The sequence below is a fragment of the Amycolatopsis speibonae genome (genome assembly GCF_042647925.1).
GTDB lineage: Bacteria > Actinomycetota > Actinomycetes > Mycobacteriales > Pseudonocardiaceae > Amycolatopsis > Amycolatopsis speibonae.
The window spans coordinates 17,980-41,056 of record NZ_JBHRWK010000067.1 but is presented as its reverse complement, the minus strand read 5'-3'; the positions used below and the strand labels follow the sequence as shown (position 1 = coordinate 41,056).

23 protein-coding genes are annotated in these 23,077 nt (G+C 69.1%); 10 read left to right on the top strand and 13 right to left on the bottom strand.

The features are described 5' to 3' along the window. Window positions 1-319: 319 nt before the first annotated feature. Both ACFOSH_RS34005 and ACFOSH_RS34000 read right to left on the bottom strand, forming a co-directional pair. A complete protein-coding gene (locus ACFOSH_RS34005; protein WP_378244024.1) occupies window positions 320-784 on the bottom strand; it encodes a YfbM family protein in 465 nt (154 codons plus the stop codon). 3 nt (window positions 785-787) lie between these two features. Then, window positions 788-1,582, bottom strand: a complete 795-nt coding sequence (locus ACFOSH_RS34000; protein ID WP_378244022.1) for a PIG-L family deacetylase — start codon at window positions 1,580-1,582, stop codon at window positions 788-790. A gap of 447 nt (window positions 1,583-2,029) precedes the next feature. On the opposite strand from ACFOSH_RS34000, the gene ACFOSH_RS33995 reads away from it, so the two are divergent. After that, window positions 2,030-2,449, top strand: a complete 420-nt coding sequence (locus ACFOSH_RS33995) for a hypothetical protein (RefSeq protein ID WP_378244020.1) — start codon at window positions 2,030-2,032, stop codon at window positions 2,447-2,449. Window positions 2,450-2,478: 29 nt separating this feature from the next. Here ACFOSH_RS33995 and ACFOSH_RS33990 read toward each other — a convergent pair whose 3' ends face one another. Both ACFOSH_RS33990 and ACFOSH_RS33985 read right to left on the bottom strand, forming a co-directional pair. Then, window positions 2,479-3,168 carry a dienelactone hydrolase family protein gene (locus ACFOSH_RS33990; protein WP_378244018.1) on the bottom strand — a complete coding sequence of 230 codons (690 nt, stop codon included), beginning with the start codon at window positions 3,166-3,168 and terminating at the stop codon, window positions 2,479-2,481. Beyond that, window positions 3,165-4,049 (bottom strand): arginase family protein, encoded by an 885-nt coding sequence (locus ACFOSH_RS33985; protein WP_378244016.1) that lies wholly within the window; start codon window positions 4,047-4,049, stop codon window positions 3,165-3,167. Before ACFOSH_RS33985 ends, ACFOSH_RS33990 begins: the two co-directional genes overlap by 4 nt. A 73-nt stretch (window positions 4,050-4,122) precedes the next feature. Here ACFOSH_RS33985 and ACFOSH_RS33980 point away from each other — a divergent pair, with 73 nt between their 5' ends. After that, a complete protein-coding gene (locus ACFOSH_RS33980; protein WP_378244014.1) occupies window positions 4,123-5,475 on the top strand; it encodes a TrpB-like pyridoxal phosphate-dependent enzyme in 1,353 nt (450 codons plus the stop codon). 4 nt (window positions 5,476-5,479) lie between these two features. Here ACFOSH_RS33980 and ACFOSH_RS33975 read toward each other — a convergent pair whose 3' ends face one another. The 6 genes from ACFOSH_RS33975 to araD all read right to left on the bottom strand — a co-directional run bounded on the left by ACFOSH_RS33975 (window position 5,480) and on the right by araD (window position 12,864). After that, the gene (locus ACFOSH_RS33975) at window positions 5,480-6,694 is read right to left on the bottom strand and encodes a GGDEF domain-containing protein (RefSeq protein WP_378244012.1); all 1,215 of its coding nucleotides are present in this window, start codon (window positions 6,692-6,694) and stop codon (window positions 5,480-5,482) included. Between the two features lie 139 nt (window positions 6,695-6,833). Next, window positions 6,834-8,045 (bottom strand): MFS transporter, encoded by a 1,212-nt coding sequence (locus ACFOSH_RS33970; RefSeq protein WP_378244010.1) that lies wholly within the window; start codon window positions 8,043-8,045, stop codon window positions 6,834-6,836. A gap of 254 nt (window positions 8,046-8,299) precedes the next feature. Next, window positions 8,300-8,713 (bottom strand): Imm1 family immunity protein, encoded by a 414-nt coding sequence (locus ACFOSH_RS33965; protein ID WP_378244008.1) that lies wholly within the window; start codon window positions 8,711-8,713, stop codon window positions 8,300-8,302. After that, window positions 8,710-9,135, bottom strand: coding sequence for a DddA-like double-stranded DNA deaminase toxin (locus tag ACFOSH_RS33960; protein WP_378244026.1), 426 nt, complete (start codon window positions 9,133-9,135; stop codon window positions 8,710-8,712). The genes ACFOSH_RS33965 and ACFOSH_RS33960 overlap by 4 nt, the downstream gene beginning before the upstream one ends. A gap of 55 nt (window positions 9,136-9,190) precedes the next feature. Continuing rightward, window positions 9,191-10,993, bottom strand: a complete 1,803-nt coding sequence (locus ACFOSH_RS33955; protein WP_378244006.1) for a VanW family protein — start codon at window positions 10,991-10,993, stop codon at window positions 9,191-9,193. 152 nt (window positions 10,994-11,145) lie between these two features. Further along, a complete protein-coding gene (gene araD, locus ACFOSH_RS33950) occupies window positions 11,146-12,864 on the bottom strand; it encodes an L-arabinonate dehydratase (protein WP_378244004.1) in 1,719 nt (572 codons plus the stop codon). Window positions 12,865-12,898: 34 nt separating this feature from the next. Between araD and ACFOSH_RS33945 the strand changes: the two genes are divergently transcribed. Genes ACFOSH_RS33945 through ACFOSH_RS33935 form a run of 3 tightly spaced genes read left to right on the top strand, consistent with a single transcriptional unit; the run spans window position 12,899 to window position 15,075 of the window. Then, window positions 12,899-13,558, top strand: a complete 660-nt coding sequence (locus ACFOSH_RS33945) for a GntR family transcriptional regulator (protein WP_378244002.1) — start codon at window positions 12,899-12,901, stop codon at window positions 13,556-13,558. Continuing rightward, on the top strand, window positions 13,555-14,061 hold the full coding sequence (locus ACFOSH_RS33940) for a metallophosphoesterase family protein (RefSeq protein WP_378244000.1): 507 nt from the start codon (window positions 13,555-13,557) through the stop codon (window positions 14,059-14,061). The genes ACFOSH_RS33945 and ACFOSH_RS33940 overlap by 4 nt, the downstream gene beginning before the upstream one ends. Before the next feature lie 18 nt (window positions 14,062-14,079). Next, complete coding sequence (locus tag ACFOSH_RS33935) at window positions 14,080-15,075, top strand: PHP domain-containing protein (RefSeq protein WP_378243998.1); 996 nt, start codon at window positions 14,080-14,082, stop codon at window positions 15,073-15,075. Between the two features lie 95 nt (window positions 15,076-15,170). On the opposite strand, the gene ACFOSH_RS33930 is transcribed toward ACFOSH_RS33935, so the two are convergent. From ACFOSH_RS33930 to ACFOSH_RS33920, 3 genes are all read right to left on the bottom strand, one after another. After that, entirely contained in the window at window positions 15,171-16,022 is an 852-nt protein-coding gene (locus ACFOSH_RS33930; protein WP_378243996.1) for a chitosanase, read from the bottom strand. 119 nt (window positions 16,023-16,141) lie between these two features. Then, entirely contained in the window at window positions 16,142-17,308 is a 1,167-nt protein-coding gene (locus ACFOSH_RS33925; RefSeq protein WP_378243994.1) for a saccharopine dehydrogenase family protein, read from the bottom strand. Window positions 17,309-17,327: 19 nt separating this feature from the next. After that, complete coding sequence (locus tag ACFOSH_RS33920) at window positions 17,328-17,969, bottom strand: GOLPH3/VPS74 family protein (protein ID WP_378243992.1); 642 nt, start codon at window positions 17,967-17,969, stop codon at window positions 17,328-17,330. Between the two features lie 202 nt (window positions 17,970-18,171). Here ACFOSH_RS33920 and ACFOSH_RS33915 point away from each other — a divergent pair, with 202 nt between their 5' ends. From ACFOSH_RS33915 to ACFOSH_RS33895, 5 genes are read left to right on the top strand one after another with little or no spacing between them, the layout of a single operon-like run. After that, window positions 18,172-19,647, top strand: coding sequence for an APC family permease (locus tag ACFOSH_RS33915; protein WP_378243990.1), 1,476 nt, complete (start codon window positions 18,172-18,174; stop codon window positions 19,645-19,647). After that, on the top strand, window positions 19,644-20,204 hold the full coding sequence (locus ACFOSH_RS33910) for a GNAT family N-acetyltransferase (protein ID WP_378243988.1): 561 nt from the start codon (window positions 19,644-19,646) through the stop codon (window positions 20,202-20,204). The genes ACFOSH_RS33915 and ACFOSH_RS33910 overlap by 4 nt, the downstream gene beginning before the upstream one ends. A gap of 49 nt (window positions 20,205-20,253) precedes the next feature. Then, entirely contained in the window at window positions 20,254-20,580 is a 327-nt protein-coding gene (locus ACFOSH_RS33905; RefSeq protein WP_378243986.1) for a hypothetical protein, read from the top strand. Window positions 20,581-20,620: 40 nt separating this feature from the next. Beyond that, a complete protein-coding gene (locus ACFOSH_RS33900) occupies window positions 20,621-21,838 on the top strand; it encodes a cation:proton antiporter (RefSeq protein ID WP_378243984.1) in 1,218 nt (405 codons plus the stop codon). 13 nt (window positions 21,839-21,851) lie between these two features. Beyond that, window positions 21,852-23,015 (top strand): lactate 2-monooxygenase, encoded by a 1,164-nt coding sequence (locus ACFOSH_RS33895; RefSeq protein ID WP_378243982.1) that lies wholly within the window; start codon window positions 21,852-21,854, stop codon window positions 23,013-23,015. The last annotated feature ends 62 nt before the right edge of the window (window positions 23,016-23,077 follow it).

The following is a 23,077-nucleotide window of genomic DNA, read 5'->3' as shown; positions in this document are numbered from 1 at the left end:
AGGCACGGTTCTCTCACACGATCATGGGACTTAGACACTCACATGATCAACCAGAGACCGTGCCTGCCCTCATGCAGACCCAAACCGACTTTGCCGGGACCCTGCTCTCAAGGTAGGGAAGGAGGCCTTCACGGACTTGTGGGTGACTGCCACTGCCCACCGGGAAGACGCTCTTCGGCCAAAGGCAAACGTGACTCTGCGCGACGCCGGGCGTTGGCGCCGACTGTGCGGATCCAGGCTCAACGTCCCTATTTCCACACACCACTCACCTTGAGTGACACTTCGCGCTCTCGTCGCCACCGCGAGGCGACCTGTGTGATCAGGTGATGATCGTGACGACCGGTTCCCCGGCCTTCGCGGCTCCGGCGAAGAAGGGCACGAGCTCGTCGTAGTAGCCGCGCACGTAGTCCAGCGCGTCGGGCTCGTCCCAGATCGACGGGTAGATCCCCGCGGAGTCGAGTTCCGAGAGCTCGACGCCCTGTGAGAGCTTGTCGAATCCGGTCCGCGACAGCTCCGCCGAGATCGTCCGTACCTCGTCCGCGCTGAAGTGCCGCGGCGGCCCGTCGCTGTCGGCCTCTCCCAGCAGGGTTCCGCCCAGCACGAAGTCGACCTCGAACCCGGCTCGCTGGACCAGGAACCACAGCGCGTGCCAGGCCTTGTCGATGTCCACCGCCTGCCCGGTGCCCACGGCCTTCTCGGCGTACTCCCAGTACCGTCCGGGCTCTTCGATCAGCTCGCGCAGTTCACCGGAGGTGACGCGCAGGTACGCACCGCACATGCCCATCGGTCAGAGCCCCGCCATGAGATCGGTTTCGGTGATGCCCGGCCCCTGGCCCGCGCGGATGAACCACTCGACGCCGAACGCCTGCGCGAAACCCTCGTCGGGCATCGCGAGGAAGAACGATTCCTCACTGATCTGACTGGCGTGCGCGCGCATCGCGGCCCGCTTCTGCGGCAGGTACGCCGCGACGTCGACCCTCGCCGTCAGGATCTCCTCCGGCTTGCCGAACTCGGCACCGTCCTCGAAGTCGGGGAGGTCCTCGGCCTTCAGCTGGCCTGTCCGCACCGCCTCTTCCATACCGCGGCGCATCTCGTCACTGTTGCTCGTCGCCTCGTAGACCCGCGGCGTGCCCGCCAGCTCGGCCGCGCGCATGCCGACGCGGTGCACCTGGATGTGGTCCGGATGCCCGTAGCCGCCGTTGTCGTCGTAGACGGTCAGGACGTCGGCCTGCTCCTCGCGCAGGATCTCGGCCAGCCGCTGGGCGGCCTCCTCGACGTCGGCCTGCCAGAACGTGCCGGGCACGTCGTTGCGCGGCTCGCCCATCATGCCGGAGTCGGTGTACCCCAGGAACTCCACGCGCTTGGCCCCCAGCACCTCGGCCGAAGCGTGCGTCTCCTGCACGCGGCGCTGCCACAACTCCTCTCCGTCGTCGAGGAACCCGTCCGGCACCTCGCCGACCTCGCCCCTGGTCGCGACGACGAGCACGACACGGTGGCCTTCCTCGAAGGCCTTCCGCATGACGCCGCCCGCGACGATGCACTCGTCGTCGGGGTGGGCGTGAAAACTCACCAATGTGGCCATGATGGGGAAACTATCGCGGGGCACCGACATATTCCGGCGCGACGACCGCTCCCGGATAACAGTTGACCTTCAGCATGTTGCGGATTCGGCCGCCGGCACGACTCAAGATTCACGGGTAACAGGAGGCAGAGGGGGCGGCCGGCCGTGATGGGGATCGACGATCGGTACCAGACCCGCGCACATCGGGGCGACGTACAGCCGGAGTACAGCCCAGACGACGACATCCCGGATCCGGTTGCTTTCGGGGAGGCCCCGGCTCACGGGTGGAGCATCCACAGAGGTGGAGAGCCTCGGCACAAGCAGCGGATTTCGGCGCCCAAGGGGCCGCGCAAGCTGCCACCCGCTGGCTCTGGAGGCGCATGGCAATCAGCTGCCAGGAAGTGGCTGACCGCCTTCCCGCAGGGCACGAACCGCGAGTGCGAGCGTGCTTTGAAGCAGGCGGGCCACATGAAGGCGACGACCCGAGCGATCGAGCGCTTACGGCGCGACCTGCCCGCCACACCACCGCCGAAGGCCAAGGCCGCAGTCGACGGCAACTCGTCGGCGCACACCCGGCGGAGCACTTCCGGAAACAAGCGGCGCCGTGCCGCCGGAGCCGTATCGTGGCAAGGCTTCGCCGTCCAGTGGTTGCGAACTCATCCGGACGCGAGCAACCGTAAATGGCGGGAGGCGGTCGAGGAAGCGGGGTATGTCGGAGTCACCACTGCGGCGATTTCCAGGCTCCGCCACGACGCGAAACCCGGCAAGGCGAAACCGTCCCGTCGCTCGGTCGTTCGCCCGACGTCGACCCCGACGCGACAGGCCGGGGTCGACTACTGCGACGGCTGCGGTATCGCGGTCCGCGACGACGGTCTCTGTCGTTGCTAGGCGCTGTCTGTGTAAGTACGTCCGCGGTCTTACACAGGATAGGTTCGCCGCAGGAAGTCCAGCGTCAGCTCCCAAGCCGCCGCAGCGGGCTCCGGCTGGTGGAACATCGGCGCCACGTGGTTGTGGAACGCGTGCCCCGCGCCCTCGTGGATGTGGATCTCCGCGCCGTCATGAGAAGCGACCGCGTCGGCCAGGTGACGTACTCCCTCGACGGGAACGTAGGGATCGGCGCCGCCGAACTGGAACTGGATCGGGCAGCTGATCTTGTCCAGCAACGGAATCTGCCCCGGCACGGTCGACCCGTAGTACGAGACGGCGACGTCCGGGTCGCCCTCGGCGGCGGCGGCGTAGGCCATCGAGCCGCCGAGGCAGAAGCCGAAGACCCCTGCGCGGCCGCCGGTTTCGGGCAGGGCGCGCAGCATCGCCAGGGTCGCGAGGACGTCGGAGACGGCGCGCGCCGGGTCGAGTTTGCCGGAGACCTCCATCGACGCCGAGATACCGGCTTCGTCGTGCGTGGCCGACCAGCCGGGCGCGATCCGCCAGAACAGTTCGGGCACGGCGACGACGTAGCCGAGCGCGGCCAGGTCGGCGGCGACCGACTTGAGGTAGTCGTCGAGGCCGAAGATCTCCTGGATCAGCACCAGACCCGGGCCGGAGCCGGATTCGGGCAGCCAGAGCGGGGCGTCGAACGAGCCGTCGGCGACGGTCACCTGGGTCATCGGGTTCCTTCCAGTGCGCGCACGAGGCAGTCCGCCACGAGGGCGGCCTGCGTGCCGTCGGGGTCGAGGTCGGGATCGAAGATGGTCAGTTCCATTCCGGCCGCGCCGGGGAGCGCGACGAGGCCGCGCAGCAGTTCGACGAGCCTGTCCGGGCTGAGCCCGCCGGGATCGGGACTGTCCACCGCGGACACGAACTCCGGGTCGAGCGTGTCGATGTCGAGGTGGATCCAGAAACCGTCCAGCGGCGCGAAGATCTCGCGGGCGGCGGCGAGCGCGCCATCGGTGCCGGACGCCATGATCTCCTGGCTGCTCACGATGCGAAGCCCGGCTTCCCGCGCCTCGGCGGACTCCTCCGCGCGAACACCGAGCACGAGGACGTCTTCGTCGCGGACATAGGGCGAAAGGCCGTCCACATCGGCCAGTTCCGGCGCGCCGCGGCCGGTCACGACGGCGAGCGCCTCGCCACCGACGGAAGCGACGTGGTCGGAGTTGCCGAGGTGCCGGAAGTCGTCGTGACCGTCGAAGTAGACGATGCCGAAGCGTCCTTCGCGACGCAGGGTCAGCATCGCGGCGAGCGCGATCGAGCAGTCCCCGCCGAGTACGACCGGGAAGCCGCCGTCCGCGCGGATCTTCGCGAGCCGCGTGGCGAGGGTGGCCGTGTAGGCCGCGATACCGGCGGCGTTCCGGACGCCGCCGTCGGGCGACCACTCGGGCAGGTAACGCGGCGGAGTGACCACGCCGCCGTCGGTCGCCCCCAAACGAGTGAGCAGGCCGTGGTCACGCAGCGCGCCCGGCGCCTTGTAGCAGCCAGGGACCACTCCTTCGGCGGGCGGACGCAGGCCGAGGTTGGACGGTGCGTCGAGCAGTACGAGATTCCCCATCACCTCACCGTAGTAGCCGTCCCTGGTGTCGCGCCGTCCGTCCCTTTAGGTTGGAGAGAACTGAGGAGGCTCAATGGCGGAGCGGACGAAGTACATCCTCGACGAAGCGGACATGCCGGCCCGGTGGTACAACGTCATCCCGGATCTCCCCGAGCCACCGCCGCCGCCCCTGCATCCGGGCACCCGCGAACCGATCGGCCCGGACGATCTCGCGCCGCTCTTCCCGCAGGCGCTCATCGCCCAAGAGGTCACCACCGAACGCTACGTCGACATCCCGGAAGAGGTCCAGGACGTCTACCGGCTCTGGCGTCCTTCGCCGCTGTTCCGCGCCAGGCGGCTGGAGAAGGCGCTCGGCACTCCCGCCCGCATCTACTACAAGTACGAGGGGGTCAGCCCGGTCGGCTCACACAAGCCCAACACCGCTGTGCCGCAGGCGTTCTACAACGCGGCGGAGGGTGTCGCGAGGCTGACGACGGAGACCGGCGCCGGGCAGTGGGGGAGCGCGCTCGCGTTCGCCTGCGCCACCTTCGGCCTCGAGTGCGAGGTGTGGCAGGTCCGCGCTTCGTACGACCAGAAGCCGTATCGCAAGCTGATGATGGAGACGTTCGGCGCGACGGTGCACCCGAGCCCGTCCGAGCTGACCGCGTCCGGCCGCGCGATCCTGGCCGCCGACCCGGGCTCGACCGGGAGCCTCGGCATCGCGATCAGCGAGGCCGTCGAGCAGGCGGCGCAGGCGGAGAACACCCGCTACGCGCTCGGCAGCGTGCTCAATCACGTGCTGCTGCACCAGACGATCATCGGCGAAGAGGCGCTCAAGCAGTTCGAACTGGCCGGTGACACCCCGGACGTCCTCGTCGGCTGCACCGGCGGCGGGTCCAACTTCGGCGGGCTCGCCTTCCCGTTCCTGCGGGAGAAACTCGCCGGACGGATGGACCCGGTGATCCGCGCGCTCGAACCGGCCGCCTGCCCGACGCTCACCCGCGGGAAGTACGCGTACGACTTCGGTGACACCGCCGGGCTGACGCCGCTGCTGAAGATGCACACCCTCGGTCACGACTTCATCCCCGATCCCATCCACGCCGGCGGCCTGCGCTACCACGGGATGTCGCCGCTGATCTCGCACATCTACGAACTCGGGCTCATCGAAGCGCTCGCCATCGGGCAGGAGGACTGCTTCGCCGCGGGTGTGAAGTTCGCGAGAACCGAGGGGATCATCCCGGCACCCGAGCCGACGCACGCGCTCGCCGCGTGCATCCAGGAAGCGTTGCGGTGCAAGGAAACCGGGGAGGAGAAGGTGATCCTGACCGCGTTGTGCGGACACGCGCACCTCGACCTTCCGGCGTATGGCGCGTACCTGGCGGGCGACATCTCCGACCACGCGCTGCCGGACGAGGTCCTCGCGAAGTCCCTCGCCGGCCTTCCCTGAGGGATCAGCCGGTCACCTGGTAGCCCGAAGTCCGGTTCCGCCCGGTGTTCTTCGCCTCGTAAAGCGCGCGGTCCGCGATCGCGATCACCGCGTCGAGGTCGGTGACACCGGGCCGGTCGGCCAGCCCGATCGACACGGTGACGTGCTCCGGCAGGTCGCCGTGCCGGGAGGCCACGCTCGACCGGATCCGTTCCGCGATCGCGTGGGCGTGCACGGCGGAGGTGCCGGGCAGCAGGACGACGAACTCCTCCCCGCCGAACCGCCCGACCAGATCCGTGCCGCGTACCTCGGTGCGCAGCGTCTCCGCGATCGCCGCCAGGTACCGGTCGCCGATCAGGTGACCGTGCCGGTCGTTGATCAGTTTGAACCGGTCGACGTCGACCATCAGCAGACTGGTGTGCCGCCCCATGCGCCGCGCGCGGTCGAGTTCGTCGGTCGCGGCCTCGCGCCACGCCTTGGCGTTGAGCAGCCCGGTCTTGGCGTCGCTGCTCGCCTGCCGTTTCAGTTGCCGCAGCAGCACCCCGCGGTGCAGCACGAGCGTGATCCCGACGACCAGCAACAGCACCACCGGCCAGTCTCGCACCGCCCACGCCACGATGACACCGAGCGCGATCGTCGCCGCTTCGAGCGCGTACTCGAACGGCGTCGCCAGCGCGTCGCGCAGCCGGTCGTGCGGGGTGCCGTAGTACACCGCGACCGTCATCAGCGCGGTGTTGACCAGCAGGAACACCCCGCCGGCCGCGACCACCGAACCGAACGAGGAGAGATCGCGGGGGAGGACGTCGAACGGGGCCGCGTACCGGGCGAGGTAGGCGGCGGCCGCGAAGCCCGAGAGCACGGTCGCCGACGTGGAGAACATCCGCCGGAACAACGGGTTCGGCTGCCCGCGGAACCAGCGGTAGAAGAAGGACACGACGATGACCAGCGCGGCGAGCCCGGGATGCACCAGCAGGACGGCGGCGAAGGTCCAGACGCTGTCGAGCGAGATGTGCGGTGTGCCCGCGAACCGTTCCCGCACCCGCTCCACCGGACGGGACAACTCCGTGTACAGCACGATGCTGGTGATCAGGATCGCGAAAGGGACGACGTCGCCCTGAGTGAACGGGACGCGGAGAAAAGACCAGGCGGATCCGGCGATCGCCGCGACGTCCACCAGGAGGACGAAGCCGATCAAGCCGCGGTTGGGGAGCCGCCACAGCGCCCAATTCGTTAGCGCCACGGTGACGAACGTAATCGGTTGGATACTAGGTGTCACTACGCTGTATGGGTAGGCGTGGGTGCACCACGCGTGACCGGGACGGGGAAGCGGAGGGGGTGAGCTCCATGCGCGGGCAGAACTGGTGAACATCCGGTTCCGGTCAAAGGGGGTGAAGCGAGGCCACATGGCGCCAAGCCCGGGTGGCCGGAACAGCCACTACGAGACCGGCCAACGCGATGACCGAGACCGTCGTCGCGGGTGAACCGAGCACGCCGACGAGCAGGCCGCCGGCGATCAGCCCGATTCCCTGGACGGCGATGAGTCCCGACCCGGCGAGGCCGAAGGCCTGGCCTCGTTCGGTGTCGGGGACCAACCGCATGAACGTGGTGCTCGCGGTGACCTGGTAGGCCGCGCACATCCCGGACAGCACGAGCAGTCCGGCGGCGTAGGGGAGCGAAGGCCGGAACCAGAACGCCGCGAGCGGCACGATCGCGCCGAGCGCCAGTACCCCGACCAGCCGCAGCCGCACTTCGGGCCGCACCAGGCGGCCCAGCGCGAACACCCCGAGCACGATCCCCGCCGGATGCGCCGCGAGCAGCAGCCCCGCCGTCGCCGCCCCGCCGCCGATCTCCGCGGCGTAGGGCACGGCGAGGCCTTCCGGCACGATCACGAAACCCGCCAGCCACGCCAGGCCGACCAGCGCGCGCAACCGGCGGTCGCGCCAGATCGTGCGGGCGCCCGCCGAAAGCCGCCGCAGGGTCGACGTCGCCGGTCCGCCGGAACCCGGAGCGGTCCGGGCGCGGACACCCAGCCGCAGGACGATCGCCGAGATCCCGAACGTCACCGCGTCGACGGCCAGCCCGCGTCCCGGTCCGATCGCGGCGATCACCGCGCCGCCCAGTGCGAAGCCGGCGAGCTGGCCGACCTGGTTGGTGATCTTCAGCAGGGACTGGCCCAGCACGTAGTCGTCCCCGCTCAGGACCGACGGCAGGACGGCGGCCTGCGCGGCGGTGAACGGCGCGTTCGCCAGCTGCACCACCACGAGCACGGCGGCGAGCACGGCCAAGGGGATACCGGGGACGGCGAGGACCGCGACCAGGAGCGCCCGGACGACGTCGGAGCAGACCATCACCGCGCGGCGCGGGAACCTGTCGGCCAGCCCGCCGAGCAGCGGCCCGCCGATCAGGTCGGGCAGGTAGGTGAGGGCGTAGGTCAGCGCGGGCCAGGTCGCCGAACCGGTCCGCTGGAACACCAGTACCGAAAGCGCGACCCTGGCCACCTGGTCGCCGAGGATCGACTGGAGTTCCGCGAACCAGATCGCCCGCAGTTCACCGACCGCGAGGATCCGCCGGAAGGTCGCCGTCGAGGTCATGTCGTGGCCACCCCCGCTCGGTCGGGTTCGCCACTCAGCGTACCTCCCTGGACGCTCTCAGTGAACCCTTGGTAGGTGACCCGGAGGTCAACCTGGACGGGGCACGAGGAGGCGGGATTGCCCCTCCAGGGGGCGCAACGACCGGTCGTTACGGCGCGGTCGAAGTGAACCAGTCGATCTGGTCGCCGGGGCATGCCCCGGACAGCAGACTTTGTCTGACACCGGAAGTAGTACAGCCATGCTTGGCCAAAGTGCTACAGCGGACCATCCTGCTCGGTCCAGTGCACACCGGACGGCCGTTGCCCGCTGGAGGTCAGGAAGTCGTGAGCGGCCCGCCGGGCGACTTCTGCCGGGATCTCGGCGTCGTCCGGGTACTCCCGAGGGTTGTTCATGAAGTAGTAGAGAACCTCTCCGCCCGGCGGCAGCGAAAAGGTCCCGCCCTTCGAGTGCGCTCCGTTCGGCGCGTCGTCACCGACGTACCGCAGGCTCGCCCGTTCGCCGTGCAGGCCGATCTCGAGCCAGGACTTTTCCGGGTCGCCGTCCGTGTACAGCTCGGCGAGCGTCGGCCCGTTCATGGCCGCCACGGCGTCCAGAACGCGGTCGAGATCGGCCTCTGTCGTGACCGTGGTCGCTCCGGTCGCGTTACCGTCGTACCAAGCTTCGATCATGGCTTCTTTCTCTGTCCGAGGTAGGTGGTCCCGACCGGTGTCCCGTCCGGCGTGGTCCCGTACACGGTGAGCGCGCTTCCCTGGGGCAGGATCTTAGGGACCAAGGTTTCACAGCCGAACGGCCCTTTGCAGACTTCGTTGTTGACGGCGACGGTCGCGCTGGTGATGCCCTCGTTCTGCATGTGAACGGCTAGCTTGACCTCGACGTCGGCAGTGGTGGAAGGCATCCGCCGGGCGCCCTGGTCCTTGAAGAACTGGACCGCCGCGGTTGCCATGTCGTCACGGCCGCTCACGATGTGCCCGGCTTCCTCTGCGCCCGAGCCCGTGACCCACTGACCGTGCCGTCGATCATGACACGGGTGTCTGACAGCGAGCGGATACGAAACCGGGGCACCCGGATGCCCCTGCCGCCGGAACCGCAGAAGGCCCCCTTCACTGCGCTAGACGCAATGAAGGGGGCCTTCACGTACTTCCGGCTTACTCGGTACCGCAGGTGATCTTCGGCTGCGGGTTGTAGTGCACGTTCCGGGTGTGGCGCCGGACCTCGCGGCCACTCGCGGCGTCCTTGATGATCCGGGTGTCCGACGTGGTGAAGCCGGGGGCGCCGTTGCTGGGCTTGCAGTTCTCGGCCGGGCCGGGCTTCGTCGGCGGTTCGGACGGGTTGCTGCGGCCGCCGGGCACCGACTCGACGGTGTACTTCTTGGTGCCCCACAGCCGGATCGTGATGTCCGACGGCGTCCAGATGGTCTGGATCGCGACGCCGGTGTCACCGTCGTTGGTGAACTTCAGGTCGATCACGCTGCCGCCGCCGTGGTTCTGGAACACGGTCGCCTCGCGCGCGGCGGGGTAGCGGCTGATGTAGTAGCTGTGTTCCTTGTGCTCGGTGTCCTTCATGCCGGCGAAGTACGAGGCGTTGTACAGCGTGGTCGCGAACTGCGAGATCCCGCCGCCGACCTCACGGCCGGGCGCGCCGTCCTTGATGACACCGGCCTCGACGTAGCCCTGCGGTGCGCCGCGCGGTCCGGTGAACCCGTTGAGGCTGAACGTCTCGTTCGGCTTCACGATGGCGCCGTTGACCTTCTGCGCGACGACCCGGATGTTCGTCCCCGAGTCCGCGGCGAAACCGGAGGTCTTGAACTCGCTGACGACCTCCTTGATGCCGAGCTGGTTCGCCTGCTCGGTGGTCACCTTGGCAGGGGTCTTCTTGTAGGTCACCGGCAGCTCGCGGGTCCCGGTGCGCTTGAGCACGTCGAGCACCGGCTTGAGGCTCGGCTCCCAGTCGACGACGTTGGCGTCCTCGGAGGGCTGGACGGTCGGCCTGCCGCCTTCGAAGACGATCTGCGCGTCCTTGCCCTCCTTCTCGGTGGACTTCAGCTGCGGGCCCGCGGCCTCGATGATCTTGTTGTTGTCCACCTTCGGGTTCAGCACGCCGCCGTCGGCGGGTTCGAAGGTCAGCGCGGTCGCGATGGCTTCGGGCTTGACGATCGCGTCCTTGCCCTCGCCCTTGACGACCACCGGCGCCGCCACGGCGGGCTTCGCGATCTGGTCGAGGGCGGCGTGGACGGCTTCCGCCGAGACCTTGACCGGGGTCTGGGTGACCGCGAGCGTCAGCGGCTCGCCGGTGGCCCAGCGGTCCAGGATGGTCTTCTTCGCGGCCTCGACGTCGAGCTTCTGCCCGGTCTTCGGCTCGACCGCGACCGGCTTGGCCTCTTCGAAGCGGACGGTGCCCTCGACGGGGTCGCGGTCGATCTTGTCGCGCAGGTTCTCCAGCGCCCCGGTGAGCTTGCCGTCGTCGGTCTGCGTGACGACGCCGACCTCGGTGGTCGTGAAGAACGACGCGACCCGCGTGAACGGGTTCAGCGGCTGGTCGCCCGCCTGGTCCAGGGTGGCGGGCCAGTCGAGGAGCAGGCCCGCCTTGTTCGGCGCGAGCGACTCCTCGGCGTCGCCCGCGACGACCTTCACCGGCCGGGTCAGCCGCGGCTCGATGCCGCCCCTGAGCTCCTTCTCGGCCGCGGTGCGGTCCATCCCGCCGACGTCGACCCCGGCGACGGTGACGCCGCGGGGGACGCTGCCCTGGGAGACCAGCACGTCGAGGGCGTACGCGACGACCAGCAGGCCGAACACGCCGCCGCCGACGAAGGCGGCCTTGCGGTAGCTGCGACGACGCTTCGGTGGCGTGGGCTCCTGGGGCGTGGCAGACTCCGCGAACCCGGGCGTGACGACCGGGAGAATGTCCGTCTGCTCAGCGTGGGACTCGGGCCAGCGCGGTTCCTGCGGCAACTCTCCACCCTCCACGGTCCGGCGGTACACCGGACGTCGTGATCGAACATCCGGGCCTTCCACACGTTCCGGACGTATGTATCAAGATACGGGGCGCGTTTTGTGGGCCTGCAACTCGCCCGGTTGGGTGAGCGGGTCACTCCGTCGGGTGGTCACTGGGCGTCAGGTTCCGGGTTTTCACCCACTCTCGCGAGAAAGTCGAAGTCACAGCCCTCGTCGGCTTGCGTGATGTGTTCGGAGTACAACGCGCCGTAACCTCGTTCGTACCGCGGAGCGGGTGTGGTCCACTCCGCGCGGCGGCGTTGCAATTCCGCATCATCGACGTCGAGGCTCAGCCGTCGCAAAGGGACGTCCAAAGTGATCGGATCGCCGTCGCGGACCAGCGCGAGCGGCCCGCCCACGTGGGATTCCGGCGCGACGTGCAGCACGCACGCGCCGTAACTGGTGCCGCTCATCCGGGCGTCGGAAACGCGGACCATGTCCCGGACCCCCTTCGCCAGCAGGTGATCGGGCAGCGGCAGCATCCCGTACTCCGGCATTCCGGGGCCGCCGAGCGGACCGGATCCGCGCAGCACCAGGACGGAATCTTCGGTGATGCCGAGGGCGGGATCGTTGATGCGCTTCTTCAAGTCCTTGTAGTCGTCGAAAACCACCGCGGGTCCAGTGTGGACGAGCAGACGAGGCTCGGCGGCGAGATGTTTGATCACCGCGCCCGAAGGAGCGAGATTGCCGCGCAGCACCGCGACTCCTCCTTCGGCGGCGACAGGATTGTCGCGGGGGCGGATGACGTCGTCGTTGTGCACCCGCGCCGTTTCCAGCGTCTCGCCCAGGGTCCGGCCGGTGACCGTGACACGATCGGTGTGCAGCAGGTCGGTCAGCCGGGACAGCAGACCGGGAAGCCCTCCCGCGTAATGGAAATCCTCCATCAGCCAGTCCCCGCCGGGCCGGATGTTCGCCAGTACCGGCACCCGGCGCGCGACAGCGTCGAAATCGTCGACGGACAACGGGATCCGGCCGCGACCGGCCATCGCGATCAGATGGATGACGGCGTTGGTGGAGCCGCCGAGCGCCAGCACGGTGGTGATCGCGTCGGCGTACGCGCGCTTGTCGAGGATCTTCGTGATGGTGAGGTCCTCCCACGCCATGGCCACCACGCGCGCGCCGCTCGCCGCGGCCATCCGGTGGTGCGCCGAGTCCACGGCGGGGATCGACGCCGCGCCGGGCAAGGTCAGCCCCAGCACTTCGGCGACCGACATCATCGTGGACGCGGTGCCCATCGTCATGCAGGTGCCCGGGGAACGCGCGAGTCCACGCTCCAATTCGGACAGTTCCGTGTCGCCGATCAGCCCGGCACGCTTGTCGTCCCAGTACTTCCACATGTCGGTGCCGCTGCCGAGCACCTCGTTCCGCCAGTGCCCGCGCAACATCGGGCCCGCGGGCACGAAGATCGCGGGGAGGCCCGCGCTCGCCGCGCCCATCAGCAACGCGGGAGTCGTCTTGTCGCAGCCGCCCATGAGGACCGCGCCGTCGATCGGATAGGACCGCAGGATCTCTTCGGTCTCCATCGAAAGCAGGTTGCGATAGAGCATCGGCGTCGGTTTCTGGAAGGTCTCCGACAAGGTCGCGACAGGGAACTCCAGCGGGAACCCGCCCGCCTGCCACACCCCGCGCTTGACTTGTTCCGCGCGCTCGCGCAGATGCATGTGGCAGGGATTGATGTCGCTCCAGGTGTTGAGGATCGCGATGACCGGCTTCCCGAGGTGTTCCTCCGGGTTGTAGCCGAGCTGCCTGCTCCGGGCGCGGTGGCTGAAGCCGCGCAGCTCGTCGCCGCCGAACCAGCGGTGGCTGCGGAGTTCCTCGGGGTCTTTCATGACCCGAGTATGGCATCTCATATATGATCGGCCTATGTCATCGACCTTCAGCCTGCCCGCCTCACGCACCGAAGTGGTGCTGGAGGAGATCCGCCGCGGCATCCTCACCCGTGAGCTCAAGCCAGGGCAGCCGCTGGTCGAAGCCGAACTCGCGGCCCGGCTCGGGGTGTCGAAGACGCCCGTCCGCGAGGCGCTCAAGGTGCTGTCGAACTCGGGGCTCGTGACGTTCAGCCCGTACAAGGGCGCGTCGGTGTGCGTGGTGGACGCGGAGCTGGCGAGGTCCGTTTACGACGTCCGCATGGTGCTGGAGCCCGAGGCCGTGCGCCGGTCGGTGGAGCGCCGCTCGCCGGATCTTCTCGAAGACGCCGCGGGGGCGCTGAAGGAGGCGTCGGCGGCGATCTCGGCCAAGGACCAGGCCGCGCTCAGCCTGCTCAACCGGCGGTTCCACCGCGCGCTCTACAGCGGCTGCGGCAACCCGCTGATGGTCTCGATGCTGGACGACCTCAAGGATCGCGCCGCGCTGATCAGCGTGGTCGGCTGGGAGGCGAATCCCAGCTGGCGCAAGGAATGGACCGAGCACAAGGCGGTACTGGCGGCGGCGAAGAAGGGCGACGCCGACGGCGCGGCTGAGCTGCTGCGCACCCACATCGGTGATTTCCTGGACCGGATCCTCGGGGCGATCGGAGACCAGTGACGCGCCTGCTGCTCATCGCCGACACCCATCTGCCGCCGCGCGCCAAAGTGCTGCCGGATCAGGTCTGGCGCGAGGTCGATGCGGCGGATGTCGTCGTCCACGCCGGCGACTGGGTCGAGGCCGCCCTGCTCGACGAACTCGAGGCTCGCAGCGAGCGGCTCATCGGGGTCTGGGGCAACAACGACGGCCCGGATCTGCGGTCGCGGCTCCCCGAGATCGCGCGGGCGGAACTCGGCGGCGTCCGGCTGGCGGTCATCCACGAAACCGGCGGCAAACAGGGGCGCGAGCGTCGCTGCGACGACCGGTTCCCGGACACCGACGTCCTCGTGTTCGGGCACAGCCACATCCCCTGGGACACCGTCACGCCGAACGGGCTGCGGCTGCTGAACCCCGGCTCGCCGACCGACCGGCGGCGGCAGCCGTTCTGCACGTACCAGACCGCTGAGATCCGCGACGGCGAGTTGCGCGATGTCGCTCTGCATGAGCTGCCTCTCCGCCTCTGACGGGGTAGACAGGTAGCCATGGAACCGGCGCAGGCGTTGAGGGAGATCGCGTTCCGGCTGGAGCGCGCGGGCGAGCCGACCTACCGGGTGCGGGCGTTCCGGCAGGCGGCCTCGGTGATCGCCAAGGTCAAGCCGGATGACCTGCGCAAACGCGCCGAGGCGGGCACGCTGACCGCGTTGCCGAACATCGGCAAGGCGACCGCCGCCGTCGTCGAAGACGTCCTCGCCGGACGCCGTCCCGCGTACTTCGAGAAGATCGGCGAGCCGAAACTGCCCGACGGCGGCCCGATGCGGGCGGCGCTGCGCGGCGACTGCCACACCCATTCGGACTGGTCCGACGGCGGGAGCCCGATCGAGGAGATGGCCGAGGCCGCCCGCGCGCTCGGGCACGAATGGATGGTGCTGACCGACCATTCGCCGCGGCTGACCGTCGCCAACGGCCTCTCGCCCGAGCGGCTGCGGCGGCAGATGGACGTCGTCGCGGAACTGAACGAGACGATGGCGCCGTTCCGGATCCTGCACGGCATCGAGGTCGACATCCACCTCGACGGCACGCTCGACCAGGAGGAAGACCTTCTGGAGCGGCTGGACTTCGTCGTCGCGAGCGTGCATTCGAAACTGCGGATGCCCGCCAGGGAGATGACGCCGCGGATGATCGCCGCCGTCCAGCATCCGCGGGTCCGCGTGCTCGGGCATTGCACCGGGCGGCTCGTGATGGGAGCGCGCGGGAAGCGGCCCGAGTCGGAGTTCGACGCGGAGGCGGTGTTCACCGCGTGCCGGGACAACGGGGTCGCCGTCGAGATCAACTCGCGTCCCGAGCGCCGGGACCCGCCGACGCGGCTGCTGAACCTGGCCGTGGACCTGGGCTGCGACTTCGCGATCGACAGCGACGCGCACGCGCCGGGCCAGCTGGACTGGCTGGTCTACGGCTGCGTGCGGGCCACCGAGCTGGGCATCGAGCCGGACCGGGTGATCAACACGCGGACCGCCGAAGACCTACTCGCCACTGCCTAGATGGCGGCCCCGCGTATGTCATGAAAGGGTCGTTCAGGACATATTTCGTCCTGAACGACCCTTTCATGACATTCAGGGCTGGCGCGTGCCGGGCGCTAGTTGATCTCGTACGGGTCCCCGTAGACCTTCCACCTCAGCGGGGTGTGCAGGTCGAGGTTGCCGTCGTTGAGCCACACCAGCTGGGCCGTGTCGATCCGCGAGGTGTCCGCGTGCGCCTCTTCCTGCTTCATGACCACGCGACGCGCGTCGAGGAACGCCTTCAGGTACGCCTTCTCGTCGCCGCCCTGGGACGGCGGCTTCGCCTTCTGGATCGCGGCCGAGCGGATGCCGCCGAAGCTGTCCTGGCTGGTGCCCGGACCGTGCATCACGATGGCGTCGTAGTAGATGAATTGTCCCAGTGCGCCCAGGCCGTCCGATTTCGCCTGGTTCACCGCCGGGTCGAAATAGACGCGGTCGCGTTCGCCGTTCTGGGCTTCCTTGAAGTCCGAACGGCCGGCGGCCTCCCGCCACGCGTTTTCGAAACCGCTGCCGAGACCTTCGTGCGAATCGCTGCCCTCGACTTTCCGCAGCGCCGGGAGGTAGGCCGCGAGCGGGTTGTCCGGGACCGAGTTCGTGTAGCGCTCGACGAGGTCGAGCATGTCGCCGGTGCCGGAGCAGAACCCGATGATGCCGGCGGTGTACCCGCGTCCGTCACCGATGTCCTCGATGTAGGAGTACTGAGCTTTCCAGTCCAGCGAAGAGTTTTCCGCGCTGGAGACGATCTGCATCGCGATCTCCTTCTTCTCCGGCGAGGCGAGGTCGCCACCGGAGGCGAAGATCGACGCCGACGCCGGGGCGGGCTCGGCCGACGCCAGTGAAGAGAGCGCGATGGGGCCGGAAATGGCGAGAGCGAGAACGGAGACCGCGCCGAGAGCACGACGCATCGCGGGCCGCAGGGTGTCACTCATGAAAGGTGTCCCTTTCTATAGAGAATTGTCATCTTCTCATCGGCGGTGCTGCGGCGTGCGCACACGATAACCAGGGGTGACAGTTTCCGGCAAGGGGTCGATTCGGTGGAAGATTTTTGCTACAGGGTCGCGAAGCGCAGGCCGGCGTCGCTCAGCCTGTCGATCAGCGCCTGCCCCATCGCGGTCGCCGTGGTCACCTGCCCTGATGTCGCGGGCAGGTCGTCCAGCGCCAGGCACAGGGCGGATTCGCCGAGCATCTTCGCCGTCTCGCCATAACCCGGGTCGCCGCCGGACACCTCGGTCACGACGCGCTCACCGCCGCTCTCGGCGTGGAATCGCACGGAGAACCACGACCGCGCCCGACGCTCTTCGTCCGGGCCGCCACCGGGCTTCAGCAGCTTCGACAGCGCCCGCCGCGCGGGCGGGATCTGGGCGGCGCCGAAGAGGAGGCCCATCCCGGCGGCACCGGCGGCCACGGTCGGAAGTCGTTTGATCGCCGCGAAATGCCGGTAGGTGAAGTCGGGGCCGTACGCCGGGAGTGCGGCGGCGGAGCGTTCGACGATCATCGGGTCGATGGTCGGCAGCGGTACCGCCCAGAACCCGTCGGGACTGCGATGCGGGGCGCCGAGCGAGGCGCGCGCACGACGGCCCTCCGGCCGGGGTTCGGCCGCGGCGCGGTCCTTCGCGGCGCGGAAACTCGGCGCCAGCCGGGAAAACGCTGTCAGCGCCGAAAGGAACGTACCGCCCGACGGCGCCGCGCCCGCGCGCACGTAGCCGTCGATCCGGATCGGTTTCCCTTGCGGCAACTGGGAAACCGTGAAGAGGGCACCGAGGTCGTGCGGGATCGAATCGAAACCGCACGCGTGCACCAGCCGGGCGCCGGTCTCGGCCGCGCGGGCGTGGTGGGCCAGGTACATCCTGTCGACGAACTCGGGCTCGCCGCACAGGTCGGCGTAGTCCGTCCCGGCTTCGGCGCACGCGGCGACCAGCGGCTCCCCGTAGTGCACGTACGGGCCGACAGTGGTGGCGACGACCTTTGTGGACTCCGCGACCTTCCGCAGCGAGTCCGCGTCGGAGACGTCGGCTCGCAACAGTGGCAGTCCGCCGAAGTCCGGGTTGAGTGAGAAAAGCTTTTCCCGCAACGCCTCCAGCTTGCCGAGGTCGCGTCCGGCCAGTGCCAGGCGCAGACCGGGTGGCGCGGCGCGCGCGAGATACTCCGCCGTCAGGCCACCGGTGAACCCGGTGGCGCCGAACAGCACGACGTCGTGGTCACGTTCGGTGGGCATGGCGTCACACTACCGCCGGTCACCGCCTGTCGCCGGTGTAGACGACGGCGGCGCCCACCGCGTCCACCCCCGAGATCAGCTCGGCGAGCGCCCTCGGGAGTTCCCGGTGGGTGGCTTCGGCCCAGGTCCGCAGGCCGGCGCGGTCGAGTTCCGGTTCGCAGAGGTCGTCGAGCCCGACGGTCCAGGCCAGCAGGGCAAGGCAGACCGAATGCGGATCCGGCCGTTCGGTGCCGAGCACGGCCGCCCTCGCCTTGCTGCGCGCGGCTGTCGACATCAGCAGATCCCGCGGCGGGTACCGGTGGTTCTTCCGCATGAGCACCCGGTCGGTCTCGTGGTTGATCACTCCCGCGGCGAGCAGATTGTCCGCGACCGATTCCCCGAGGTCTTGGCGAAGGTGGTCGACCCATTCCCGGACGGTGTGCCACTCGCGTTCGCCGAGGATTTCCGAGAAAACCCGATCCAGCGCGGGATGGGCGAGGCCGCGCCGGGACAGCGGCCTGATTCGCTTGCGTTCCACGGTGATCCGCTCGGCGAGGAGGAGATCGCAAAGTGCGGCACCGGCCATTCCGATGCCGAGCCCCGTGCGGCGCAGCACGGGTTTTCCGGTGAACTCGTCGTGGGCGAGGAAGAACAGGGAATCGACCAAGGTCAGCCGACGCATGAATGGCACGCCCTCCGGCGTTGAAGTGCGGGACGGCCAAAGTAGCGGTAGGCCGCGTACCACTGCGACCCGAGGTCCGTTTTTAGCCTGAACGGACGTATCTCGCTCGCGTACCCGGCCCTAAGGTTGGATGGCTTTCGCAAGATCAAGAACGCGAACCGACCGTGTTCGCCGACAAATCGACGTCCGGGGGGACGGGTACATGGGTACGCACAGACCGCGGCGCGGTCTCGGCCAACGGCGGCTCGGAGCCGCTCAGATCGTCTTCTTCGTGGTGGCGGCGGCGGGCCCCCTCTTCGCCATCGCGGGCGGGGTCCCGACCAACTATTCGGTCACCGGCAGTGTCGGTGTCCCGTTGTCGTTCCTCCTGCTCGCCCCGATCCTGGGCCTGTTCGCGGTCGGGTACGCGGCGATGAGCCGCTACATCACCAACGCCGGCGCGTTCTATCCCTACGTCGCCAACGGGGTCGGCAAATCCACCGGCGCCGGGATCGCGTTCGTCACGCTGATCTCCTACAACGCCATCCAGATCAGCATCTACGGCCTGTTCGGCTGGTCGGTGTCGACCTGGCTGGGCACGCTCACCGGCTCCCCGCCGCCGTGGTGGCTGTGCGCGCTGGTGATGGTGCTGATCGTCGGCGCGCTCGGTGTCCTGCGGGTCGACCTCAACGCCAAGGTGCTCGGGGTGGCGCTGTGCCTCGAGGTCGCCGTCGTCGCGATCGTCGACATCGCGTTGTTCGCGAATCCCGCCGGTGGCAGCGTTTCCTGGGTTCCGCTGGAGCCATCCAGTCTGTTCACCACCAGTGTGGGCGCGGTGTTCGCGTTCTCCGCCGCCGCGTTCATCGGCTTCGAGGGCGCGGCGACCTACGGCGAGGAGACGCGCGACCCCAGTCGCACGGTCGGCCGGGCGACGTTCGCCGCGATCGGGCTCACCGCGGTGCTCTACGTCGTTTCGTCGCTCGCGCTGGCCGTCGGCGCCGGACCCGACGTCATCGTCACCACCGCGGCCGCCCAGGGGCCGGATCTGCTGTTCAACCTGGCGGGACAGCATCTCGGCGGCACGTTCTCCGACATCGCGTACACGCTTTTCGTGACCGGCCAGTGCGCGGCCCTGCTGAGCTTCCACAACGCCGTCGCGCGCTACTTCTTCGCGCTGGGCAGGGAAGGGCTGCTGCCGCGCTCGCTGGCCAAGACCAGCAAACGCACCGGCGCGCCTTCCGCCGGTTCGCTCACGCAGACCGCGCTCGCCCTCGTGGTCGTGTCCCTGTTCGCGATCGCGGGCCGCGACCCGGTGACCGAACTGTTCACCTGGCTCGGCACGACCGCGTCGACAGGTGTCGTGGTGATCATGATCGCCGTCTCGCTTTCGGTGATCGGCTTTTTCAAACGCCGCCGTCAGGCCGAAAACGCTTGGCGCCGCTGGATCGCGCCGGGTCTGGCGATCCTCGCGCTGTCGGCCGTACTCGGGCTGATCCTGCTCAACTTCGATGTGCTGCTCGGCCCGGCCGGGAACTTCCTGCTGCGCTGGGGGCTGCCCGGTCTCGTGGTCGTCGCGGCGCTGGCCGGTTTCCTGCGGGCGGAAGTGTTGCGGACAAGGGATCCCGACACCTACGCCGCGATCGGCGGCCCGCTCGAAGGTGAAGACGAAGAACCCGCGACGCTGAGGGCGGGCCGGTGATCGTCCGCGCCGCCGAGCCGTCCGAATTGGACATCGTGGCCGACGTGCTGACCGAGGCCTTCCACGCGGACCCGGTCAGCGTGTGGGTCTTCCCCGATGACGAGCGCCGCGCGGCGGGGCTGTCGATCTTCCACCGGGCGATCGTGCGCGGGACACTGGCCGCGGGCGGCCACGTCGACGTCACCGGCGACCTGTCCGCCGCCGTCCTCTGGACGCCCGGCGGCGAGGAAGACACCGACGAAGACGCGTTCGCCGGGCTCCGCAGGGAAGAACTGGGCAGGCTCGCGGCGTTGTTCGAGCTGATGACGGAGCGCGCTCCCGGCGGCGAGTACCACCACGCGCAGTTCATCGGCGTCCGCGAGCGCGCGCAGCGGCAGGGGATCGGCGCGCGGCTGCTGCGGCACGGACTCGACCGCAACGGCGCCGTGCCGGCGTACCTGGAGGCCAGCAGCGCGGAGAGCGCGAAGTTGTACCGGCGGCTGGGTTTCCGCGAGCACGGCCCGGCTTTCGCCGTCGAGGGCGGGCCGCCGATGTGGCCCCTGTGGCGGGCACCGTGACAGATCTCTCGTCGATATGTCTATAAAGGACTGGTAAAGTCCCCGTCAGATGACGACGAACCGTGCCCCCGCCCCACGGCACCGTTCCGTCTACTTCCTGCTGATCTTGCTCGTCTTCGCCTTCGTCACCCCGACCGTTCCCCACGGGCACAGTGTCCTCGGGAGCAGTCGGTCGGCGAAGGAAGATCCGGTCGCCGTCTTCGCGACCCATCCGCTGCCCGCCTTCCACGGCGGCCAAGCCGTTCCTCTCGCCGACGTTCCCTCCGAAGCGGAGACCGTCGACCTCCTCGACGCCGGTCCCGTCCCTGAGCAGGGCGAACCCGTCGTCGTCACCCGTGCGGTGCCCCAGGCTCCCGCACGGGCGCCTCCGCGCTGATCCGGTCCTCATTCCGCATCAGCCACCATCGGAGGTCTCCATGAGTTCCGGTCATGCCCTGCTGGCCGTCGGCGGGGCGTTCCTCGCCGCCGGTGTCATCGCCAGAGCCGGCGCCCGCATCGGGCTGCCCACCATCCCCCTGTTCATGCTGGCCGGATTCGTCTTCGGTCCCAACACCCCCGGACTGTCCCTTGTGGACGATCCCAAGGAGCTCGGTGTCCTCGCCGGGCTCGGCCTCGTCTTCCTCCTGTTCTACCTCGGTCTCGAATTCTCCCTGGACGACCTCGCCAAGGGCGGGCGGAAACTCGTCTGGTCCGGGCTGGTCTACCTGATCCTCAACATCGGCGGCGGGCTCGCCTTCGGCTTCCTGCTGGGCTGGGGAACCCGGGAAGCGCTGGTCATCGCCGGTGCCATCGGCATCTCGTCGTCGGCGATCGTCACCAAACTCCTGCTCGAAGCCCGCCGGATGAACAACCCCGAATCCCGGCTGATCATGGGCATCATCGTGATCGAGGACCTGTTCCTCGCGCTGTATTTGGCGATGCTGCAGCCGGTGCTGTCCGGCGCGGGCAGTTTCGGCTCGGCCATGGCCGACTTCGGCAAGGCCTTCGCGTTCCTGATCGTGATGGCCGCGCTCGCCCGCTGGGGCGGCCGGGTGGTGTCGAAGCTGTTCGGTTCGGCCGACGACGAACTGCTGACAGTCTGCTTCGTCGGTGTCGCCGTCATGGGCGCCGCCGTCGCCGAAGAGGTCGGGGTGTCCGACGCCATCGGCGCGTTCATGGTCGGCATGATGCTCGGCGGTTCGAAGGTCGCGCCGCGCATCCACAAGCTGGTGCTCCCGCTGCGGGACGCGTTCGGCGCGCTGTTCTTCTTCATCTTCGGGCTCAGCATCGAACCGAACGCGGTCGGTTCGGTCGTCGTGCCGGTGCTGATCGCGGTGGCGCTGACGATCGTGCTGAACCTGGGCGCGGGCGCGCTGGCCGCGCGGCTGAACGGGTTCGGCCGTCAGGAGGGGGTGAACATCGGGCTGACCGTGCTCACCCGGGGCGAGTTCTCACTCGTGCTCGCCGCCATGGCGACCGCCGCCGGACTGGACTCGCGGGTCGCGCCGTTCGTCGCGGGCTACGTCCTCCTGCTGGCCGTGATCGGTCCAGTCGCGGTCATCCGGTCGGAGAAACTCACCTGGTTGCTACCGGCGAGTATCGTCCGGGAGGATTCGACCACCCGGGACCGCGAAGAGCCGGCACCGGTGACGTGACGAGGAGGCCTGGGTGACCGAGCGGTTCGGCGGCTACCAGAACGAGATCTACCTGCAGGGGCTCGGCGGGACCTTCCCGCCGTGCTCCACCGACGCCACGAAGCTGGAGGAGTCGGCGCGGGAGATCCTGGAGCCCGGGCCGTTCTGGTACGTCGCGGGCTCGGCCGGTTCGGGCGCCACCGCCCGCGCCAACCGGGAGGCGTTCGACCGCTGGCGCCTGGTGCCCAGGATGCTCACCGGCTCCACCGAACGCGACCTGTCGACGACCGTCCTGGGGACGCCCGTGCCGGCGCCTGTCCTGCTGGCGCCGGTCGGTGTCCAGTCGATCGTGCACGAGGGGGCCGAGCCGGCGGTCGCGCGGGCCGCGGCGTCGGTCGGCCTGCCCTACGTCATGTCGACGGCGTCCTCGACGAGCATCGAGGACGTCGCCGAGGCCAGTGGCGACGGGCAGCGCTGGTTCCAGCTGTACTGGCCGACCGACAACGACGTCTGCGCGAGCATCCTGGCCAGGGCGAAGGCCGCGGGCTTCACCACGCTCGTGGTCACGCTCGACACCTGGACCCTGGCGTGGCGCCCGAACGACCTCGATCAGGCGTACCTGCCGTTCATCAAGGGCGAGGGACTCGGTGTCCCGCTGAGCGACCCGGTGTTCCGCGGCCTGCTGGAGAAGACGCCGGAAGAGGACCCGCCCACCGCGATCCTGCGGTGGATCTCGATGATCACCGGCAGCGATCTCACCTGGGACCGGCTGCCGTTCCTGCGCGAGCACTGGGACGGGCCGATCGTGCTCAAGGGCATCCAGCACCCCGACGACGCGCGCCGCGCTGTCGACGCCGGGATGGACGGGATCGTCGTGTCCAACCACGGCGGCCGTCAGGTCGACGGCGCCGTCGCCTCGCTCGACGTGCTCCCGGAGATCGTGGCCGCGGTCGGCGAGCGGCTCGAAGTCCTGTTCGACTCCGGGATCCGCACCGGCGCCGACATCGCCAAGGCGCTCGCGCTCGGGGCGAAGGCCGTGCTGGTGGGGCGGCCGTGGGTCTACGGCCTGGCGCACGCGGGGGAGGAGGGCGTCCGGCACGTGCTGCGGAGCCTGCTCGCCGACCTCGACCTGACCATGGGCCTGTCCGGGCACCGGACGCTCGCCGACCTCACCCCGGCTTCCCTCACCCGCTCCTGACCCCCGCAATTCGGCACCTGGTTGCGGTAGTTCGCCCTGCCAACTATCGCAACCAGGTGCCG

Coding starts and splice junctions, on each gene's coding strand:
- ACFOSH_RS33985 (WP_378244016.1), bottom strand. CDS start 4,049: ATGGGGAATCTCGTACTGCTCGACGCACCGTCCAACCTCGGCCTGCGT.
- ACFOSH_RS33905 (WP_378243986.1), top strand. CDS start 20,254: ATGACGACGAACCGTGCCCCCGCCCCACGGCACCGTTCCGTCTACTTC.
- ACFOSH_RS33925 (WP_378243994.1), bottom strand. CDS start 17,308: ATGCCCACCGAACGTGACCACGACGTCGTGCTGTTCGGCGCCACCGGG.
- ACFOSH_RS33900 (WP_378243984.1), top strand. CDS start 20,621: ATGAGTTCCGGTCATGCCCTGCTGGCCGTCGGCGGGGCGTTCCTCGCC.
- ACFOSH_RS33980 (WP_378244014.1), top strand. CDS start 4,123: ATGGCGGAGCGGACGAAGTACATCCTCGACGAAGCGGACATGCCGGCC.
- ACFOSH_RS33990 (WP_378244018.1), bottom strand. CDS start 3,168: ATGACCCAGGTGACCGTCGCCGACGGCTCGTTCGACGCCCCGCTCTGG.
- ACFOSH_RS33970 (WP_378244010.1), bottom strand. CDS start 8,045: ATGACCTCGACGGCGACCTTCCGGCGGATCCTCGCGGTCGGTGAACTG.
- ACFOSH_RS34005 (WP_378244024.1), bottom strand. CDS start 784: ATGGGCATGTGCGGTGCGTACCTGCGCGTCACCTCCGGTGAACTGCGC.
- ACFOSH_RS33920 (WP_378243992.1), bottom strand. CDS start 17,969: ATGCGTCGGCTGACCTTGGTCGATTCCCTGTTCTTCCTCGCCCACGAC.
- ACFOSH_RS33945 (WP_378244002.1), top strand. CDS start 12,899: ATGTCATCGACCTTCAGCCTGCCCGCCTCACGCACCGAAGTGGTGCTG.
- ACFOSH_RS33930 (WP_378243996.1), bottom strand. CDS start 16,022: ATGAGTGACACCCTGCGGCCCGCGATGCGTCGTGCTCTCGGCGCGGTC.
- ACFOSH_RS33995 (WP_378244020.1), top strand. CDS start 2,030: ATGAAGGCGACGACCCGAGCGATCGAGCGCTTACGGCGCGACCTGCCC.
- ACFOSH_RS34000 (WP_378244022.1), bottom strand. CDS start 1,582: ATGGCCACATTGGTGAGTTTTCACGCCCACCCCGACGACGAGTGCATC.
- ACFOSH_RS33915 (WP_378243990.1), top strand. CDS start 18,172: ATGGGTACGCACAGACCGCGGCGCGGTCTCGGCCAACGGCGGCTCGGA.
- araD (WP_378244004.1), bottom strand. CDS start 12,864: ATGAAAGACCCCGAGGAACTCCGCAGCCACCGCTGGTTCGGCGGCGAC.
- ACFOSH_RS33965 (WP_378244008.1), bottom strand. CDS start 8,713: ATGATCGAAGCTTGGTACGACGGTAACGCGACCGGAGCGACCACGGTC.
- ACFOSH_RS33935 (WP_378243998.1), top strand. CDS start 14,080: ATGGAACCGGCGCAGGCGTTGAGGGAGATCGCGTTCCGGCTGGAGCGC.